Annotated in this window: 16 protein-coding genes and 2 pseudogenes; 5 read left to right on the top strand and 13 right to left on the bottom strand. The window is 61.5% G+C overall.

Annotated elements, in window-relative coordinates:
* The first annotated feature begins 88 nt into the window (after positions 1–88).
* Positions 89–2,626 carry a PAS domain-containing hybrid sensor histidine kinase/response regulator family protein gene (locus AC19YS_RS29365; protein ID WP_200625203.1) on the top strand — a complete coding sequence of 846 codons (2,538 nt, stop codon included), beginning with the start codon at positions 89–91 and terminating at the stop codon, positions 2,624–2,626.
* Between the two features lie 50 nt (positions 2,627–2,676).
* On the top strand, positions 2,677–2,952 hold the full coding sequence (locus AC19YS_RS29360; protein WP_003174397.1) for a peptidylprolyl isomerase: 276 nt from the start codon (positions 2,677–2,679) through the stop codon (positions 2,950–2,952).
* A 146-nt stretch (positions 2,953–3,098) separates the two neighbouring features.
* Here the strand turns inward: AC19YS_RS29360 and AC19YS_RS29355 are convergent.
* From AC19YS_RS29355 to AC19YS_RS29315, 9 genes and pseudogenes are all read right to left on the bottom strand, one after another.
* Positions 3,099–3,203: pseudogene (locus AC19YS_RS29355) on the bottom strand (sugar kinase); the annotation flags it as partial.
* A 125-nt stretch (positions 3,204–3,328) separates the two neighbouring features.
* Positions 3,329–4,234: a sugar kinase gene (locus AC19YS_RS29350; protein ID WP_500603265.1), complete on the bottom strand. Its 906-nt coding sequence runs from the start codon at positions 4,232–4,234 to the stop codon at positions 3,329–3,331.
* A gap of 66 nt (positions 4,235–4,300) precedes the next feature.
* Positions 4,301–5,509: an amino acid deaminase gene (locus tag AC19YS_RS29345; RefSeq protein ID WP_500603264.1), complete on the bottom strand. Its 1,209-nt coding sequence runs from the start codon at positions 5,507–5,509 to the stop codon at positions 4,301–4,303.
* A gap of 8 nt (positions 5,510–5,517) precedes the next feature.
* Entirely contained in the window at positions 5,518–6,282 is a 765-nt protein-coding gene (locus AC19YS_RS29340) for an IclR family transcriptional regulator (RefSeq protein ID WP_106580124.1), read from the bottom strand.
* Positions 6,283–6,449: 167 nt separating this feature from the next.
* Positions 6,450–6,839, bottom strand: a complete 390-nt coding sequence (locus AC19YS_RS29335) for a RidA family protein (protein ID WP_106580125.1) — start codon at positions 6,837–6,839, stop codon at positions 6,450–6,452.
* A 15-nt stretch (positions 6,840–6,854) separates the two neighbouring features.
* Positions 6,855–7,637 (bottom strand): amino acid ABC transporter ATP-binding protein, encoded by a 783-nt coding sequence (locus AC19YS_RS29330; RefSeq protein WP_500603263.1) that lies wholly within the window; start codon positions 7,635–7,637, stop codon positions 6,855–6,857.
* Positions 7,634–8,296 (bottom strand): amino acid ABC transporter permease, encoded by a 663-nt coding sequence (locus tag AC19YS_RS29325; RefSeq protein WP_025857548.1) that lies wholly within the window; start codon positions 8,294–8,296, stop codon positions 7,634–7,636. The genes AC19YS_RS29330 and AC19YS_RS29325 overlap by 4 nt, the downstream gene beginning before the upstream one ends.
* 11 nt (positions 8,297–8,307) lie before the next feature.
* Positions 8,308–8,970 carry an amino acid ABC transporter permease gene (locus AC19YS_RS29320; protein ID WP_106580127.1) on the bottom strand — a complete coding sequence of 221 codons (663 nt, stop codon included), beginning with the start codon at positions 8,968–8,970 and terminating at the stop codon, positions 8,308–8,310.
* A 52-nt stretch (positions 8,971–9,022) separates the two neighbouring features.
* Positions 9,023–9,871: a transporter substrate-binding protein gene (locus tag AC19YS_RS29315; protein WP_065929539.1), complete on the bottom strand. Its 849-nt coding sequence runs from the start codon at positions 9,869–9,871 to the stop codon at positions 9,023–9,025.
* Between the two features lie 616 nt (positions 9,872–10,487).
* Between AC19YS_RS29315 and AC19YS_RS29310 the strand changes: the two genes are divergently transcribed.
* Positions 10,488–10,736 (top strand): hypothetical protein, encoded by a 249-nt coding sequence (locus AC19YS_RS29310; protein WP_500603261.1) that lies wholly within the window; start codon positions 10,488–10,490, stop codon positions 10,734–10,736.
* A gap of 96 nt (positions 10,737–10,832) precedes the next feature.
* Positions 10,833–11,165 (top strand): thioredoxin family protein, encoded by a 333-nt coding sequence (locus AC19YS_RS29305; RefSeq protein ID WP_500603260.1) that lies wholly within the window; start codon positions 10,833–10,835, stop codon positions 11,163–11,165.
* Here the strand turns inward: AC19YS_RS29305 and AC19YS_RS29300 are convergent.
* The 3 genes and pseudogenes from AC19YS_RS29300 to AC19YS_RS29290 all read right to left on the bottom strand — a co-directional run bounded on the left by AC19YS_RS29300 (position 11,146) and on the right by AC19YS_RS29290 (position 14,277).
* Positions 11,146–12,711: a TerC family protein gene (locus tag AC19YS_RS29300; RefSeq protein ID WP_500603258.1), complete on the bottom strand. Its 1,566-nt coding sequence runs from the start codon at positions 12,709–12,711 to the stop codon at positions 11,146–11,148. The two genes, AC19YS_RS29305 and AC19YS_RS29300, sit on opposite strands and share 20 nt — an antisense overlap.
* Positions 12,712–13,095: 384 nt before the next feature.
* A pseudogene (locus AC19YS_RS29295) lies at positions 13,096–13,364 on the bottom strand (sugar-binding domain-containing protein); the annotation flags it as partial.
* 31 nt (positions 13,365–13,395) lie between these two features.
* Positions 13,396–14,277, bottom strand: coding sequence for a LysR family transcriptional regulator (locus AC19YS_RS29290; protein WP_448210216.1), 882 nt, complete (start codon positions 14,275–14,277; stop codon positions 13,396–13,398).
* A gap of 150 nt (positions 14,278–14,427) precedes the next feature.
* Between AC19YS_RS29290 and AC19YS_RS29285 the strand changes: the two genes are divergently transcribed.
* Positions 14,428–15,945, top strand: a complete 1,518-nt coding sequence (locus AC19YS_RS29285) for an MFS transporter (protein ID WP_500603257.1) — start codon at positions 14,428–14,430, stop codon at positions 15,943–15,945.
* A 112-nt stretch (positions 15,946–16,057) separates the two neighbouring features.
* On the opposite strand, the gene sohB is transcribed toward AC19YS_RS29285, so the two are convergent.
* Positions 16,058–17,083 (bottom strand): protease SohB, encoded by a 1,026-nt coding sequence (sohB, locus tag AC19YS_RS29280; protein WP_106580134.1) that lies wholly within the window; start codon positions 17,081–17,083, stop codon positions 16,058–16,060.
* Positions 17,084–17,139: the final 56 nt, after the last annotated feature.

The raw sequence follows: 17,139 nt of genomic DNA, 5'->3' as shown, positions 1-17,139 counted from the left end.
CTATTTTTCGAGGGGTAGTCAGCCGCTCCCATCTCGCGGGATAATCGGCTTTTGTTGTACTTCAAAGTGTCAGGTGTAGGGCTTTTTCATGAATGGAACATCCACCGGTAGCGAAGCCGCTGCATTGATTGCGCGGCTGGACTGGGCGCAAAGCCCCCTCGGTGAGGCCAACGACTGGCCGCAAAGTCTACGCACAGCGGTCGACATCGTGGTCCACTCACCGATGCCAATGCTGCTGCTGTGGGGCCCCCTGCTCACGCAGCTTTACAACGACGGCTTTGCGCGGCTTGCGGGCAGCAAGCACCCTGGCGCGTTGGGCCAGCCGGCGCATGAGACCTGGCCGGAATTGGCCAGCTTCACCGCGCCAGTCTACGACGCCGTGCTGAGCGGCCAGGTGCGCACGTTCAGCGAGCAACGCTTTGTGCTGCAACGCAACCACCGCGATACCGAGATCTGGCTCGACCTGACCTACAGCCCGGTCCGCGATGAAAGCGGGACGGTGGCCGGTATCCTGGTCACCGCCATCGAAACCAACGAACGGCGCAGCAAAGCCCTCGAGCTGCAGCAGCGCTCCGAAGACAGCCTCAAGGCCCAGCACAGCACCGAGCAACGCCTGCAACTGGCGCTGGCGGCAACGGATGCGGTCGGCACCTGGGACTGGGACATCGGCGAAGACCGCTTTATTGCCGATGCACACTTCGCCCACCTGCACGGCGTCGACCCGAGTGACGCCGGCCTGCTGCCCATCAGCGACTACCTGCAAGGCGTACACCCCGAAGACCGCGGTATGGTGGCGCGCAGCATCAAGCATTGCATCACCTTCGGCACCGAGTACGCCGAGGAATACCGCCTGCTGCAAGCCGACGGCCAGGTGCGCTGGGTGTTCGCGCGCGGGCGCTGTTACAAGGATCATCAAGGCCGCCCGGCACGCTTTTTAGGCGCAGCGCTGGACCTGACCGAACGCAAACACACCGAGCAGGCCTTGCGCCAAAGCCAGACCGAACTGCAGTTGATCATCAACGCCATGCCGGTGCTGATCGGTTACGTCGACCACGAACAACGTTTTCGCCTGAACAACAGCGCCTACCTCGACTGGTACGGCATGACGCCCCAGGAGTTGTACGGCAAGAGCATCCGCGAAGTGCTCGGCGATGAGGTGTATGCCGGGCGCGAAGACAAGATCGCGGCGGCGCTCAAGGGCAAGGCGTGCAGCTTCATGACCGTGACGCCCCACCACGACGGCCGGCCGCGCCATGCACTGATGAAGTACTTGCCGCGCTTTAGCAATGACGGCTCGGTGAATGGCTTTTACATCTTCGTGATCGACGAGACCGAACGCAAACTCACCGAAGAAGCCCTGCGCCACCTCAACGAGAACCTCGAAGAACGCGTGGCCCAGCGTACCCAGGCGCTGGCCGAGGCCAACCAGCGCCTGCAAAACGAGATGTTCGAACGCGAGCGCGCCGAGGATGCGCTGCGCCATGCGCAGAAGATGGAAGCGGTGGGTCAGCTCACTGGCGGCATCGCCCATGATTTCAACAATATGCTCACCGGGATTATCGGCAGCCTGGACCTGATGCAGCGCTACATCGCCGCCGGGCGCAGTGATGAAATCGGCCGGTTTACTGACGCGGCGGTCTCCTCCGCTCACCGTGCGGCCGCCCTCACCCACCGGCTGCTGGCGTTCTCCCGGCGCCAGTCGCTCGACCGCCGCCCGCTGGACCCGAACACGCTGGTGGCGTCGCTGGAAGACTTGTTCCGCCGCACCAAAGGCGCGCATATCTCACTCAAGGTGCAGCTGGGCAAGGACATCTGGCCGGTGAATACCGATGCCAGCCAGTTGGAAAACGCCCTGCTGAACCTGGTGATCAACGCGCGCGACGCAATGCCCGACGGCGGCGAATTGGTGATTGAAACCGCCAACAGCTACCTGGACGGCACCGACATCACCACCCTCGAACCGGTCAAGGCCGGCGACTACGTGATGCTCGGCGTGAGTGACAACGGCAGCGGCATGGCGCCGAAGATTCTGGCCAAGGCCTTCGACCCGTTCTTCACCACCAAGCCTATCGGCCAGGGCACCGGCCTGGGGCTGTCGATGATCTACGGGTTTGCCCAGCAATCGGGTGGCCACGTAACCATTCAAAGTGAACCCGGCCAGGGCACCTGCGTGCGCCTGTACCTGCCGCGCCTGCATGGCACCGCGCTGGAAAGCAACCTGCCGCAGCACCTGAGTGAAGCGCCGCTGGCACTGGCCGGTGAAGCGGTGGTCGTCGTCGAGGATGACCCCGCGGTGCGCATGCTGGTGGTCAATGTGCTGGCTGAACTGGGCTACACCGCCCACCAGGCGGCGGATTCACGCACGGCACTGCCGCTGCTGGAGTCGGATTTGCGCGTGGACCTGCTGGTGACCGACGTCGGCCTGCCGGGCATGAACGGCCGCCAATTGGCAGAAATCGCCCGCCAGCACCGGCCCGGCCTGCGCGTGTTGTTCATGACCGGTTACGCCGAAAAAGCCGCCGAGCGCCAGGGCTTCCTGGAGGACGGCATGGACATGGTGGCCAAGCCATTCTCGGTTGAGCTACTGGCGACCAAAATCCGCAGCATGATCAGCGTCGATGAATGAGTTCAGGCATAATCGCGCGCCCTTACGTTTGACCGTTGCCAGGTAACAACATGAAAGCCCAAGCCCGTCACATCCTGGTGAAAACCAGTGAAGAAGCCGAACAGCTCAAGCAGCGTATAGCCAAGGGCGAAGCGTTTGATGTGCTGGCCAAGAAATACTCGACCTGCCCGTCCGGCAAGCGCGGCGGTGATTTGGGTGAAGTGCGGCCAGGGCAGATGGTCGGGGCGATTGATGCAGTGATCTTCAAGAAGCCAGTGAAGGTGGTGCATGGGCCGATCAAGAGCAAGTTTGGCTATCACCTGGTGCAGGTGTTTTACCGGGATTAAGTGTTTGGCTTGAGACCGCTATCGCAGGCAAGCCAGCTCCCACACTTGACTGCATTTCCACTGAAGGAATGCAGCCTGTTGAAGGAGTGCAGTCAACTGTGGGAGCCGGGCTTGCCCGCGAACCGCCGCAGGCGGCCATGTACCCGCTACTTCGGAATCAGTGCCCCCGGCACCTGGATGACCCGGCTCGCCAACCGATGCCCAGCCAACGCTGCCTCTAGCGGCGACTCACCCTTCAGCCGACTGGCCAATCGCAGGCAAGCCAGCTCCCATACTTGACTGCATTTCCACTGAAGGAATGCAGCCTGCTGAAGGAATGCGGTCAACTGTGGGAGCCGGGCTTGCCCGCGAACCGCCGCAGGCGGCCATGTACCCGCTACCTCGGAATCAGTGCCCCCGGCACCTGGATGACCCGGCTCGCCAACCGATGCCCAGCCAACGCTGCCTCTTGCGGCGACTCACCCTTCAGCCGACTGGCCAGATACGCTGCACTGAACGAATCCCCCGCCGCCGTCGTGTCCACCACCTTCTCGACCTTCAACGCCGGCACGGCAAAGCGCTCGCCAGCACAACGGATCAAACATTCATCCGCGCCGCGCTTGAGCACCACCTCTGCAATCGCCGGGTACGCCGCAAACACCTGCTCGCTGTCGGCGTACCCAAACAACGCACGCTCGTCGTCCTCGGTCAGCAAGGCAATATCCACCTCGGCCAACACGGCGTGGTACGCCGCGCGCGCCGCCTCGACGCTGGCCCATAAACGCGGCCGGTAGTTGTTGTCGAAGACTACCTTGCCACCGCGCTTGCGCGTCTCGATCAAGGTTTGCAGTAACCGCGTACGCCCGATTTCTCCCAGCACTGCCAGGGTAATACCGCTGAAATACACCACGTCATAACCCGGCAAAGCCGCCAGGATCGGCTCGGCGGCCGGGGTGGTGAAGCAGTCGCGCACGGCAGCTTCGTTGCGCCAGTAGAGGAATTTGCGTTCGCCGTTGGCGTCCGTCTGGATGCAGTACAACCCCGGCAACCGCCCGGGCAGGCGTTGAACCCTGCCCAGGCCCAGGCCCTCTTCGGCCCAGTGCTTGCACATGGCGTCGCTGAAACTGTCATCGCCCAGGGCGGTGACGTAGTCGACCGTGCCGATGTCGCCCAGCTCGCGGCGCAGGTACACCGCTGCGTTCAGGGTGTCGCCGCCAAAGCTTTGCTGGAGGCTGCCGTCGGCGCGGTGTTGGAGTTCGATCATGCATTCGCCGATCAGGGCGATGCGCGGTTGTGGGTTCATGCCTTGGGTCTCTCGGTGTTCTGGAGGGCCTCTTCGCGGGCAAGCCCGCGATAGGCGCGACGTGGTCTAGAAGCAGGTATGCAGCGACTCGATCACCTGCAACTGCTCATCCACCAGGCAGCCCACTTGCCACTTGTCGAAGGTCAGACAAGGGTGCGAGGTGCCGAACGAGATGACGTCGCCGATGCGCAACTCAACCCCCGGTGCCACCGTCATGAACGCATGCTGGTCCATCACCGCCGTCACGATGCAGGCGGTGACGTCATCGCCTTCGGCCGGCACAATTCCAGCCCGGTAGCGCTTGAGCGGCACCGGCAAACCGGCGTCGTAGGCCACGTCGCGCTTGCCCAGGGCGATTACCGCAAAGCCTGGCTCGGGCATCGATTGCACGTGCGCCCAGACTTCCAGCGCCGGGCGCAGGCCTTCGTTGAGGTCGCTGCGACGGTCGAGCACGCAGCATTGCGCTTCTTTGTAGATGCCGTGGTCGTGGGCCACATAGCTGCCAGGTCGCAACACGCTTAAGAAACGCCCCGCGGCGTTTTGGGTTTCGAAGGACTCGGCGATCAGGTCGTACCAGGCCGAACCCGAGGCGGTAATGATCGGTTTGGGCAGGTCGAAAGAGCCGTTGTTTTGCAGGTCGACCGCCAGGCGCACCAGGCTGGCGGCGAAGTCGCGGATGCCGCTGATGGCGTGCTCGCCATGAATCACGCCTTCGTAGCCTTCAATGCCGGTGAGGGCCAGCGCCGGTTGGGCCTTGATCGCCTTGGCCAGCTCGCGCACTTCCTGCTCGCTGCGGCAGCCGCAACGGCCGCCGACCACGCCGTACTCGATCATCACGTTCAAGCGCAGGCCACGGGCGGCGAAAAACAGCCCCAGGTCGGCGACGTTGTCCGGGTGATCGACCATGCAATGGAAGTCGAAGTCTTTGTCGGCCAGCAAATCAGCAATCAACGCCATGTTCGGCGCGCCGACCAATTGGTTGGCCATCAACACGCGACGCACGCCCCCGGCATAGGCGGCGCGGGTCTGCACCGCATTGGCCAGGGTGATGCCCCAGGCGCCCGCCTCGATCTGGCGCTGAAACAACGCCGGCATCATGCTGGTTTTGCCATGGGGCGCCAGTTCTGCGCCGCTGTTGCTGACGAAGTCCTGCATCCAGCGAATGTTGTGTTCCAGGGCGTCACGGTGCAGCACCAGGGCCGGCAGGCTGACGTCGCGGACCAAGTGGGCGCCAACGGCGGCGGCGCCTTTTTCAACGGCGTTGAGGGCAGTCATAAAAACTCCTATTCGTTGATGCGTCGGGCCAGGTTGTTGGCGCTGTCGATCAACACCCGGCGATAGTCGTTGTAGTTTTTGATCGCGTCGGCCCGTGGGGCAACGATGCACAAGGTCGCAATGCTGATGCCCTGCGCGTCCCGCACCGGGGCGGCGAAGCAATGGGTGAAGGTGTCGGCCACGCTGTCGAAGGAGAAGAACCCATCGAGCGTAGCCTGGCGGATCTGCGCCAGAAACGTCTCCAGCGGCAGGCGTTGGCCGTCCGGCAGGATGAAATCGTCGTAGTCGATCAGGTCGATAATCTGCTGGTCGCTCAGGTGCCCCAGCAACAAGCGCCCGGAAGCAGTCCAGGGGATCGGTGCGTTTTCGCCGATGTCCGACGAGATGCGGAAATGCCGCTCGCCCTCGCGCATCAGCGCCACCGTGTATTTGCGCCCGTTGAGCAGGCACATCTGCGCGGTTTCGTGGGTCTGGCTGACGATTTCCTGCAGGGCGTGATCGGCCTCGCGGGTCAGGTCGAAGTGGCGCAGGTGCGCCTGGCCGAGGAAGTACAGTTGGCGGCCGAGGTAGACGTGGCCGTCCTTGCCCACGGTTTCGAGGATGCGCCGCTCAAGCAACGAGGCGACCAATTCGTAGACCGTGGATTTTGGGCTGCCGATGCCGCTGGCAATATCATTCGGGCGCAGGGGCTGGCCGATTTCCTTGAGAAAATCGAGGATATCGAATGCACGGTCCAGTCCTTTGGCGCGGCGTTTGATGGTGTCTTCGGTCATGGCAGTTCGGTCCGGTCGAAATTCTAGGGTCTGGCAGAGATCCCCTGTGGGAGGGGGCTTGCCCCCGATTGCAGTGTGTCAGTTGATACAGGTGTTGCTGATACACCGCTATCGGGGACAAGCCCCCTCCCACATTTGATCTTCAGTGGATTTCAAGAGAGGGGCATTTAGCCTTTTTTCTTGTAGGCCACGCAATCAATCTCAACCTTGCAGTCGACCATCATGTTGGCCTGCACACAGGCGCGTGCCGGGGCGTGTTCGGGGGTGAAGTACTCGCCGAACACCTTGTTGAAACTCCAGAAATCGCGCGGGTCTTCCAGCCATACGCCAACGCGCACCACGTCTTTCAACTCGTAACCGGCCTCTTCCAGAATGGCCACCACGTTGCGCAGGGTCTGGCGGGTTTGTTCGATGATGCCGCCGTTGATGATTTCACCGTCCACCGCCGGCACCTGGCCCGAGACGTAGAGCCAGCCGTCCGCTTCCACTGCACGTGCGAAAGGACGCGGTTGGCCACCGCCGGCGGTGCTGCCGGTGCCGTAACGAGTAATGCTCATAAAGTTGCTCCTGATTTAAAAACGAATGTTCTTCAAAAATTCCGCCAGGCGCGGCGATTGCGGGCGTTCGAAGATGTCCTTCGCGCTGCCCTGCTCTTCAATGCGGCCCTGGTTCATGAATACGATCTTGTCCGACACTTCATAGGCAAAGCGCATTTCGTGGGTGACCAGCAACATGGTCATGCCCTCTTCCGCCAGGCCCTTGATCACGCTGAGCACCTCGCCCACCAACTCCGGGTCAAGGGCCGAGGTGACTTCGTCGAAGAGCATCAAGCTGGGGTTCATCGCAATCGCCCGGGCAATCGCCACGCGCTGTTGCTGACCGCCGGACAACTGGCCGGGGAAGTGATTGCGCCGTTCCAGCAGGCCGACGCGGTCCAGCCATTTTTCGGCCAGGGCCACGGCTTCGTCCTTGCCCATCTTCTTGACCTTGAGCAGGCCGAGGGTGACGTTTTGCAACGCGGTGAGGTGCGGAAACAGGTTGAACTGCTGGAACGCCATGCCGGTCATCGCGCGGTGCTGGGCAATCACCCGCTCAGGGTGGCGCACACGCTTGCTGGCGATTTCGCTGTAGCCGATGGACTCGCCGTCCAGGGTGATCTGCCCGCCCTGGAATTCTTCCAGCAGGTTGACGCAGCGCAGCAGCGTGGTTTTGCCCGAGCCGCTGGAGCCGATCAACGTCACCACGTTGCCGCGCTGCATGGACAGGTCGACACCCTTGAGCACTTCGACCTGGCCGTACTGTTTACGCAGGCCGCGAATGTTCAAAAGCGGTTGGTTGGTTTGAGGTTGGTTCATGGCAAGGCCACCCGCTTTTCAATGTAGCGCCCGAATAACTCGATGGCGTAGTTGATGACAAAGAACAGAAACCCGGCGAACAGGTAGAACTCCAGGGTCATGAAGGTGCGCGCGATCACTTGCTGGGTGCTCAGCAGCAGCTCGGCCACGCCGATCACCGAGAGCAAGGTCGAGGCCTTGACGATTTCCGTGGAGGAATTGACCCAGGTCGGCAGGATCTGGCGCAGCGCTTGAGGCAACAGCACGTAGCCCAGGGATTGGTAAAACGTCAGGCCAATCGCCTTGCCCGCTTCCAATTGCCCACGGGGAATGGCTTGCAGCGCACCGCGCACGATTTCCGACACGTGAGAGCCGCAGAACAGCGTCAGCCCGACGGCGCCGGCCTGGAATGCGGTGATCTGCCAACCGAGCGCCGGCAGCATGTAGAAACACGCCAGCACCAGCACAAACACCGGCGTGCCACGGATCAGGTCGACATACAGACGAAACGGCGCGCGCATCCAGAATTTGCCGTAGGTCAGGATCAACCCGGCGACGATGCCGATCAGCGTACCGAAAATAATCGCCAGCGCAGACACATACACGCTGGCCTGAAAGCCCGCCCACAGGGTGTCCCGGGCGATCCACAACTCATGCAGCCAGCTGGGGGACTCGTACATGGAAACCCTCCTTAACGACGGATCGCCAGACGCTGTTCCAGGTAACGGAGCAGCATGGCAATGAGGTAACAGGCAGCCACGTAGAGCGCGGTCGTGACCATCCAGGTTTCAATCACCCGGTAGCTTTCGACGTTGATCTTGCGGGCGTAATAGGTCAGCTCCGGCACGGCAATCGCCGCGGCCAGCGAGGTGTCCTTGAACAGCGAAATGAAGTTGTTCGACAACGCCGGCAAGACGTTGCGCAGCATCACCGGCACGGTGATGTAGGCGCGGATACGCCACTCACCCAGGCCGATGGCCAAGCCGGCTTCCCGCAAACCCTTGGGAATATTCAGCAGCCCGGCGCGAAACACTTCGGTGAGGTAGGCACCGGCGTACAACGACAGCGTGATGATGAAGGACGGGATTTTGTCGAGACGAATCCCCAGTGACGGCAGTGCAAAGTAGATCAACAGGATCAGCACCAGAATCGGCGTATTGCGGATCACCGTCACGTACACCGAGGCGATGATGCGCAACGCGCGGTGTCTGGACAGCATGGCGAACGCCATCATCAGGCCGATCACGCAGCCAATCGCGATCGACAGCAGCGCCAGCTCAAGGCCCAGGCCGAGCCCCGCCAGCAAGCTGGGGAAATCACGCCACACGGCGGCAAAGTTCAACTGATAGTTCATGGTCGGCAGTACCTGATTGGGGCGCCGTCAGCGACGCCCCAGGATTTACGATTTACTTGAACTCAACCGGAAAACCGATCGCCGGCTCTGGCAAATCCACGCCGAACCACTGCTTGAACGAGGCCTTGTAGGTCGGGAATTCCACGCCGGTCATGGCTTCATGCAGCGCGGTATTGACGAAATTCAGCCAGTCCTGGTCGCCACGCTTGACCGCGCACGCGTAGGTTTGCGGGCTCCAGGCGTAAGTGGGGCTGCGATAGCGGCCTGGGTTTTGCACCATCAGGTACTTGACCGACGACTGGTCGGTGGCGGCAGCATCGGCGCGGCCGGAGTTCACGGCCTGGTACATCAGGTCGACGCTGTCGTACTGGTCAACCTTGGCCTTGGGCAGCGCCTGGTGCACCAGCTCTTCGGCGTAGACGTTTTGCAGCACAGCCACAGTGACGCCGTCGCCGGCGGCTTGCAGGTCTTCGATTTCCTTGTACTTGCTGTTGTTCGGCAACAGCAGGCCCACGCCTTCGCGGTAATACGGCAAGGTAAAGGCAACCTGCTGCGCACGGCTGGCGGTGACGGTAATGAACTGGCAACTCATGTCGACCTTGTCGGTCAGCAGGTTGGGAATACGTGCGTCGGAAGACTGCACCACAAACTCGACCTTGCTCGGGTCGTTGAACAAGCCTTTGGCCACAATGCGGCCGATGTCGATATCAAAACCCTGCAACTTGCCATCCGCTCCCTGGAAGTGCCACGGCGCATTGGTACTGCCTGTACCCACGATGAGATGCCCACGCTTGAGCACATCATCGAGCTTGCTGTCCGCCGCGTGCACAACGCTTGCGAGGGAAGCCGATGCGGCGAAGAGAAAAACACACGCTTTAAACACGGAAGGTCGGTGATGCATGACAAGCACTCCAGGAGTTGTGTATTCCGCTATACCGGAACTTAGTATGTAACAACGGAATAGACAGCAGAAAGTGTGCCACACGCAGTCGCAGAAAAACATGACGCGAGTAAAGCTGTTTTAAATCAAGTGGATAGATATTGAGCTGGGATAAGGCGCTATGCCAGCAGCCGGGCATGTGTTGCTACGCAAGGCCACACACGGCGGTGACAGTTGGATGCGGTGCACCACGGTAGCGTTACCGTGCACCGAGGCGGTGCTAGGGCGTGGGTGTTTTCTGTGGCAAGCGGGCTTCTTGTGGCGAGCGGGCTTGCCCCGCGTTGGGCTGCGAAGCGGCCCCAAAACCTGGCGACGCGGTTTTTCAGGTATAACGCGGCGGCTGGCTTGGGAGCGCTTCGCACTCCAACGCGGGGCAAGCCCGCTCGCCACAGGAAGCTTGCTCACTACAGCTAGCCTGTTTGCCACGACTGGCCCGTTTGTCACATGGCCCATCTGCCACAAGTCGCCCGTCTGCCATGGCAGGTCTGCTCGTCACCAGGGTTTCTTGGCGAGGCTCTGGTTGTTTTTTTGTGCTGGGCTAGGCTGGTGGGAGGTCTGTGTACGGGAGCGTGGCGTGATGAAGGTAAGCCTTATAGTGGTGTTGCTGGGCTGTCTGGCGGCCGGTACGGCTTCGGCCAGTAATGATCGCCGTGAATGCAAGGAAGAACTGCAGAAGCTCAAGGAAGCCTTCAGCACCGATTACACCAGCCAGAACCACCATGGCTATCGTCGGGCGAAGGCGTCCAGGGACAATGAGGAATACAAGAAATGCGCGAGCCAGGCGCGCAAGGCGCGTGAACGAACCGAGCGTGCCGACGATGCATGAGCCTGTCTACCTGTGAAGGTTGACAGTAGACGGTGGTGATCTCGCGATCTAGCGTACCCGGCAGGCCCCCTCGGCCAGGTGCACAAGGAGATCATCATGGGTGCTGCCAATGCGGTGATTGATACCCTCAGCGACTACCAGCAGGTTCTGAATCAGCACCCGCTGGTCATCGTGCTGTTTACTTCCCAGTCCTGCCAGGCGTGCCTGGGAGTTCACCCACGCTTTAATAGCATCGCCGAAAAATACGTCGGCCGAGTGAAGAGCATGATCCTGGACACCGCCCGGACGCCGAGAATCGAAGGCGTGGACGGCACCCCCACTCTGGTGGTCTACAAAAATGCTCTTGAGGTCGAAAACCTCAAGGGCATTGGCGCGCCGGATGAACAGGAAGCACTTCTGGATCAGGTGTTCAAAGACTACGCGCCGTAGGTATCAGCAGCACCTGCGTCACCCGCCGCTCCTCCACTGCCGCCACCGTCAGGTGCCAGCCTTCGTGCTCCACGCTGTCGCCCACTCGCGGCAAGCGGTCCAGCAGACTCATCACCAAACCTGCGAGCGTCTGGTAATCGTCGGTGGCCACGGCCTTGAAGCCGGTGCGCTGGCGAACCTGGTTAAGGGTCAAGGCGCCATTGGCGCGAAAGCCTGCGCCCTCCTCGACGATATCCGGCCCTTCGATTTCGCTCGCATCCGGCAACTCACCAGCGATGGATTCAAGGATGTCGGTCATGCTCAACACGCCGATGAAATCGCCGAATTCGTTGATCACAAACGCAATATGGGTGGATGCCTGGCGCATCTGCTCCAGGGCGTTGAGAATCGAAAAGCTCTCCAGCAGGTTGACCGCGCGGCGCGCCAGGTGCTCCAGGTTCGGCTCGTGGCCGGCCAGGTATTCCTTGAGCAACTCCTTCTTGTGCACAAAGCCCAATGGCTCATCGACAGCACCGTTGCGGATCAACGGCAGCCGGGAGTAGGACGAATGCATCAATTTACGGCGGATAGTGTCGGCATCGTCCGCCAGATCGATACAGTCGACCTTGGCCCGCGGCGTCATCAAGCTGCGGATCGGGCGTTCGGCCAACTGCAACACGCCACTGATCATCACGCGCTCGCGTCGATCAAACAGCGGGCCCTGGGTCGCATCCGGCTCGTCCATCAAGTCGGCAACGTCGTCATCCATGCCCTCCACGGCCAGACTGCGACCCCCCAGTAAACGCATCACCGCATGCGCAGTGCGCTGGCGCACCGGCAACGTACCCTGTACCGACTTTTTGCGACGGGCGCGGGCAAGCTGGTTAAACAGCTCCACTACAATCGAGAAGCCCATCGCCGCGTACAAGTAGCCTTTGGGCACGTGGAAACCCAAGCCTTCGGCAGTCAGCACCAGGCCGATCATCATCAGGAAACTCAGGCACAGCATGATCACCGTCGGGTGCGCGTTGACGAAACGCGTCAGCGGCTTGCTCGCGACAATCATCAGGCCGATGGACACGATCACTGCGATCATCATCACCGCCAGCTCATCGACCATGCCCACGGCGGTCACCACCGCGTCGAGGGAGAACACCGCGTCGAGCACCACAATCTGCGCGACGATCGGCCAGAACATCGCATAGGTGGCATTGCCCGCCCGCTGGGCCACATGACCTTCGAGGCGCTCGTGCAATTCCATAGTGGCCTTGAACAACAGGAACACACCGCCAAACAACATGATCAGGTCACGGCCGGAAAACCCCTTGCCGAAAACCTCGAACAGCGGCTGAGTAAGGGTGACCATCCAGGAAATACTCGCCAGCAGGCCCAGGCGCATCAGCAACGCCAGGGACAACCCGATCAACCGCGCCCGGTCGCGCTGCTCCGGCGGCAGCTTGTCCGCCAGGATCGCGATAAACACCAGATTGTCGATGCCCAGTACCAGTTCCAGCACAATCAAGGTCAACAGGCCGAGCCAGGCCGTTGGATCCGCTAACCATTCCATTTATAGAGCCTCGTTATAGATGTCTGAATGCCGGACACGACAAAGCGCGGTCAGTGGACCGGGACAAGGGCAGCCATCGGAATACGGGGTGCTTCAGCGGGAACAGCAACAGCGGATGTCTTGGGGAAAGACGACTGGGAGGCTCCGAGAGGGTGTTCATGCAAGTCCTGCAGTGGAAAAGGACCTGAATCGTACAATCGAAACCTAAATTTCCTACAACGCAAAACTATTACAAAATCTGTACACAAACCAACACAAAACCCATGTGGGAGCCGGCTTGCCTGCGATATAGGCAACTCGATGCGTCAGTAAAACCGAGGTGGCGCTATCGCAGGCAAGCCAGCTCCCACACAAGCCCGCTCCCACAGGTTGCTCTGCGTCGTGTCAGCTTTTACGCGTCGTGTCATCCAGGCCAAAATCGTATGCGTATTCGTCACCGTGGTTGCAAGGGTATTAATCACTCCCGAGCGCAACGCGCCAAGCGTCGCCGCCGCCTTGGTGTTCTCACTGGCAATCGCCACCACGTCCGGGATGCGAAACAGCGCCTGCACCGTCAGGCCGATCACCCGCCCCTGGATGGCGTTGACCGCCGGCTGCCCGTGTATGTCGATAAAGTCATAACCCATCATGTCGCCCACCGTACCGGACACACGGTTGGCCCGCACAGCCTCCAACCCGCCGCGATCAAGCATCCAGCTTAGTCATCTGCTTGACCTGCTCGATATAACGCACCACCGCCGGGGCTTTCTCAAAGCGCCGATGAATCAGCGACAGCCACGACGAGGCCTCACTGCCCTGGATGCTGCGGTAGACCACGCCCGGCAAACTCACATGCCCGACCATCGACGCCGGCACCACCGCCACGCCCTGCCCTAACGACACCAACGCCATCACCGCCACCAAGCCACCCGGCTGTGGCCCCAGGCGCGGGGCAAAACCGCCCTGTGCGGCGACGTGCAAGGTGCCGCTGATTTGTTCCGGCAGAATAAAGGTCTCGTTTTGCAGGTGTTCACAGCCAATGGCTTTGAGCCCCAGCAGCCAGGAATCCTGCGGCAGCGCCAACACAAAGCCTTCGCTGGCCAGGCGCACGGCGTCCACGCCATCGGGCAGGGTCATGGGCGAGCGGATATAGCCGATGTCATAGCGCCCGTCCGCCACCGCGCTCGGCAATGTCGCCATCGCCCATTCGCGCACGTTCACGCTCACATCGGGAAATGCCTGGCTGAACGCGCGCATCTGGCGCTGCAACACGCCGGAGTACACCGCTGAGGCCACGTAGCCCAACTCGATATGACCGATCTCGCCGCGCCCGGCGCGCTGGGCACTGCGCTGGGCGAATTCGAATTGGCGCACCGTGGCTTCGGCTTCAACCAGCAACGCCGCACCGGCTTCGGTGAGGCTAACTTCGCGCTGCTGGCGGACAAACAAGCGCGTGCCCAGGCTGGCTTCCATGTCCTGGATTTGCCGGCTCAAGGTCGGCGGGGCGATGCCTAACTGCTCGGCGGCGCGGCTGAAGTTGCGCTGACGGGCGACGGCGAGGAAGTAGCGGAAATGGCGGATGTCCATTGCAGGATTAGCTCAAAGGTAATGAAGTGCTTCAGGCCAGCTAACAAGACCGGTCTTCGCCGGCGATAAGCTCACAGCACCTCAACACTAGAGAGCCTACGCGATGATCGTCAACTGCCTTTTCCTTATTGCCTGCAGGGTAATTCAGCCATGAGCCGGGTCAGTCCGCGCTTGACGCTGCTCACGGCGTCCGGGGTTTGTGCGCTGATCGTGCTCGACACCAATATCGTCGCCGTGACCCTGCCGAGCATCGCGCGTGACCTGGGCGCCAATTTTGCTGACATCGAGTGGGTGGTCAGCGCCTATATGCTCGCGTTTGCCGCGTTGTTATTGCCGGCCGGCAGCCTCGCCGACCGCTTTGGGCGCAAGAAGACCCTGGTCTGGGGCTTGAGCATTTTCATCCTGGCCTCCCTGGGCTGTGGCGCCGCACCGAATGCGCTGTTTCTGGACATCGCCCGCGCCGTCAAAGGCGTCGGCGCGGCGTTACTGCTGACCTCCGCCCTGGCCTCCATCGGCCATACGTTTCACGATGAAGTGGAGCGCGCCAAAGCCTGGGCGTTCTGGGGCGCGTGCATGGGCGGGGCGATGACCGCCGCGCCGACCTTGGGGGGCTTGATCACTCAGTACCTGGGCTGGCGCTGGATTTTCTACCTCAACCTGCCCGTGGGCTTGGGGCTGATGGCGCTGGTGCTGCGTGCGATTGCAGAATCCCGCGATACCCAATCGGCGCGGCTTGATCCGTGGGGCAGCCTGGCCTTCAGTGCCAGCCTGTTGTGCCTGATCTGGGGATTGATCGAGGCCAATCGCATCGGTTGGGACAACCCGCTGACCTATGCGCGGCTTATTGGCGGTGCCGTGCTGCTGGGTGTGTTTGTGCTCGTCGAGCGCGTGCAGCGACGGCCCATGGTGGACCTGCAGCTGTTTCGCCACCCACGCTTTATCGGCGCATTGCTGGGGATGTTTGCCTATGCCGGCTGCGCCCAGGTGATGATGACGCTGCTGCCGTTTTACCTGCAAAGCGGTTTGGGCTTCTGTGCGATTGCCTCGGGCCTGGGGATGCTGCCGTTTGCGCTGACCATGCTGATTTGCCCACGGATCGGCGCTCGCCTGGCCGGGCGCTTTGCACCGGCGACCATGATGGCGAGCGGTTTGGCGTTGGTCGGTTGCGGCAACCTGTTGAGCGCCTGGGCGGTGAATGTGGGCGGCTACGTGCCCTTCGCCCTGGCAATTGCCGTGACCGGCGCCGGCGCGGGTCTGCTCAATGGCGATACGCAGAAAAACATCATGGCTTGCGTGCCTCGGGACCGTGCGGGCATGGCATCAGGCATGAGTACGACGATGCGCTTCAGCGCGATCATGTTGGCTATCGGCGTGTACGGGGCATTGCTGAGCAGCCACAGCGAGCAATTGCTGCGCGCAAGTATCGAGCCGCAGCGGCAGGCGCAGGCAGCGGCGATTGCCTCGCGCGTGGTAGCCGGTGATATGCAGGCAGCGATGGGTGTGTTGCCGCAGACGGCACGGGCGGTGGTGCAACCGTTGGCACGGCAAGCGTTTGTGGGTGGGTTCAGCGCGGTGTTGTGGGTGGCGGGGGTGTTGGGATTGCTGGGGGCGTTGGTGGTGGGAGTGCTGATGCGAAAGCCGATTCCCGTTGTGCTAGCGCAGAACTGAATGTGGGAGCGGGCTTGCTCGCGAATGCGCTGTGTCAGTCAACACATCTGAACTGAACCACCGCATTCGCGAGCAAGCCCGCTCCCACAAGGGGTTGACCTGCAGTCTGGAATTACCAGAACCGCTGCTGGGTCAACCGGCTCCACCAGGTCAGCAGCACTCGGTCCACCGAACCGCTGGCCGCCAGGCCGACCCGCTCTTGCAGGCTTTTACGCTCGGCATAGTGCAGGTGGAACACCTCGGCGGTCTTGGCCTTGGTGGCCAGGTATTCGTCGCTGGTTTGCAGCTCGTCGACCAGTTGCTTGTCGAGGGCTGCAACACCCAGCCACACTTCCCCGGTCGCGACATCATCGATTGCCAGCTGAGGGCGATAGCGCGACACGAAGTTCTTGAACAGCTGATGGGTGATGTCCAGGTCTTCCTGGAACTTCTCGCGGCCCTTCTCGGTGTTTTCGCCAAACACGGTGAGGGTGCGTTTGTATTCACCGGCCGTCAGCACCTCGAAATCGATGTCATGTTTTTTCAGCAGGCGGTTGACGTTGGGCAACTGCGCTACCACGCCAATCGAACCAAGGATGGCGAACGGTGCGCTGATGATCTTCTCGCCGATGCACGCCATCATGTAGCCGCCGCTGGCCGCGACCTTGTCGATGCACACAGTCAATGGCACGCCCGCCTGGCGGATACGCGCCAGCTGGGATGAGGCCAGGCCGTAGCTGTGGACCATGCCGCCGCCGCTTTCCAGGCGCAGCACCACTTCGTCTTTCGGCGTGGCCAGGCTCAGCAGTGCGGTGATTTCATGGCGCAGGCTCTCGGTGGCCGAGGCCTTGATATCGCCGTCGAAATCCAGCACAAACACCCGTGGCTTGGCCTCGGATTTCTTCTTGCCTTTCTTTTTTTCGGTTTTGCTTTCGGCTTTGCGCAGGGCCTTGAGCTGGTCCTTGTCGAGCAGGCTCGACTCCAGGCGCTCACGCAGGCCCTTGTAGAAATCATTGAGCTTGCTGACCTGCAATTGGCCGGCGGACTTGCGACGGCCTTTGCTGCGCAGCGCCGCGAAACTGATCAGTACCACCAGAATAGCGACCACCAGGGTGACGGTCTTCGCCAGAAAGCTCGCGTATTCGGCCAGAAAATCCATATGTCTCCTTAAAAATGCACTGCGCCAGGCGCGGATGGGCCCAGCATACCGACGGC

The sequence above is a fragment of the Pseudomonas sp. MF08831 genome, from assembly GCF_059862645.1.
This window is presented reverse-complemented; position numbering and strand designations above follow the sequence as displayed.

Bases quoted from the DNA above. Each gene is read 5' to 3' on its own strand.
- AC19YS_RS29365 (WP_200625203.1), top strand. From the start codon at position 89: ATGAATGGAACATCCACCGGTAGCGAAGCCGCTGCATTGATTGCGCGG.
- AC19YS_RS29360 (WP_003174397.1), top strand. From the start codon at position 2,677: ATGAAAGCCCAAGCCCGTCACATCCTGGTGAAAACCAGTGAAGAAGCC.
- AC19YS_RS29350 (WP_500603265.1), bottom strand. From the start codon at position 4,234: ATGAACCCACAACCGCGCATCGCCCTGATCGGCGAATGCATGATCGAA.
- AC19YS_RS29345 (WP_500603264.1), bottom strand. From the start codon at position 5,509: ATGACTGCCCTCAACGCCGTTGAAAAAGGCGCCGCCGCCGTTGGCGCC.
- AC19YS_RS29340 (WP_106580124.1), bottom strand. From the start codon at position 6,282: ATGACCGAAGACACCATCAAACGCCGCGCCAAAGGACTGGACCGTGCA.
- AC19YS_RS29335 (WP_106580125.1), bottom strand. From the start codon at position 6,839: ATGAGCATTACTCGTTACGGCACCGGCAGCACCGCCGGCGGTGGCCAA.
- AC19YS_RS29330 (WP_500603263.1), bottom strand. From the start codon at position 7,637: ATGAACCAACCTCAAACCAACCAACCGCTTTTGAACATTCGCGGCCTG.
- AC19YS_RS29325 (WP_025857548.1), bottom strand. From the start codon at position 8,296: ATGTACGAGTCCCCCAGCTGGCTGCATGAGTTGTGGATCGCCCGGGAC.
- AC19YS_RS29320 (WP_106580127.1), bottom strand. From the start codon at position 8,970: ATGAACTATCAGTTGAACTTTGCCGCCGTGTGGCGTGATTTCCCCAGC.
- AC19YS_RS29315 (WP_065929539.1), bottom strand. From the start codon at position 9,871: ATGCATCACCGACCTTCCGTGTTTAAAGCGTGTGTTTTTCTCTTCGCC.
- AC19YS_RS29310 (WP_500603261.1), top strand. From the start codon at position 10,488: ATGAAGGTAAGCCTTATAGTGGTGTTGCTGGGCTGTCTGGCGGCCGGT.
- AC19YS_RS29305 (WP_500603260.1), top strand. From the start codon at position 10,833: ATGGGTGCTGCCAATGCGGTGATTGATACCCTCAGCGACTACCAGCAG.
- AC19YS_RS29300 (WP_500603258.1), bottom strand. From the start codon at position 12,711: ATGGAATGGTTAGCGGATCCAACGGCCTGGCTCGGCCTGTTGACCTTG.
- AC19YS_RS29290 (WP_448210216.1), bottom strand. From the start codon at position 14,277: ATGGACATCCGCCATTTCCGCTACTTCCTCGCCGTCGCCCGTCAGCGC.
- AC19YS_RS29285 (WP_500603257.1), top strand. From the start codon at position 14,428: ATGAGCCGGGTCAGTCCGCGCTTGACGCTGCTCACGGCGTCCGGGGTT.
- sohB (WP_106580134.1), bottom strand. From the start codon at position 17,083: ATGGATTTTCTGGCCGAATACGCGAGCTTTCTGGCGAAGACCGTCACC.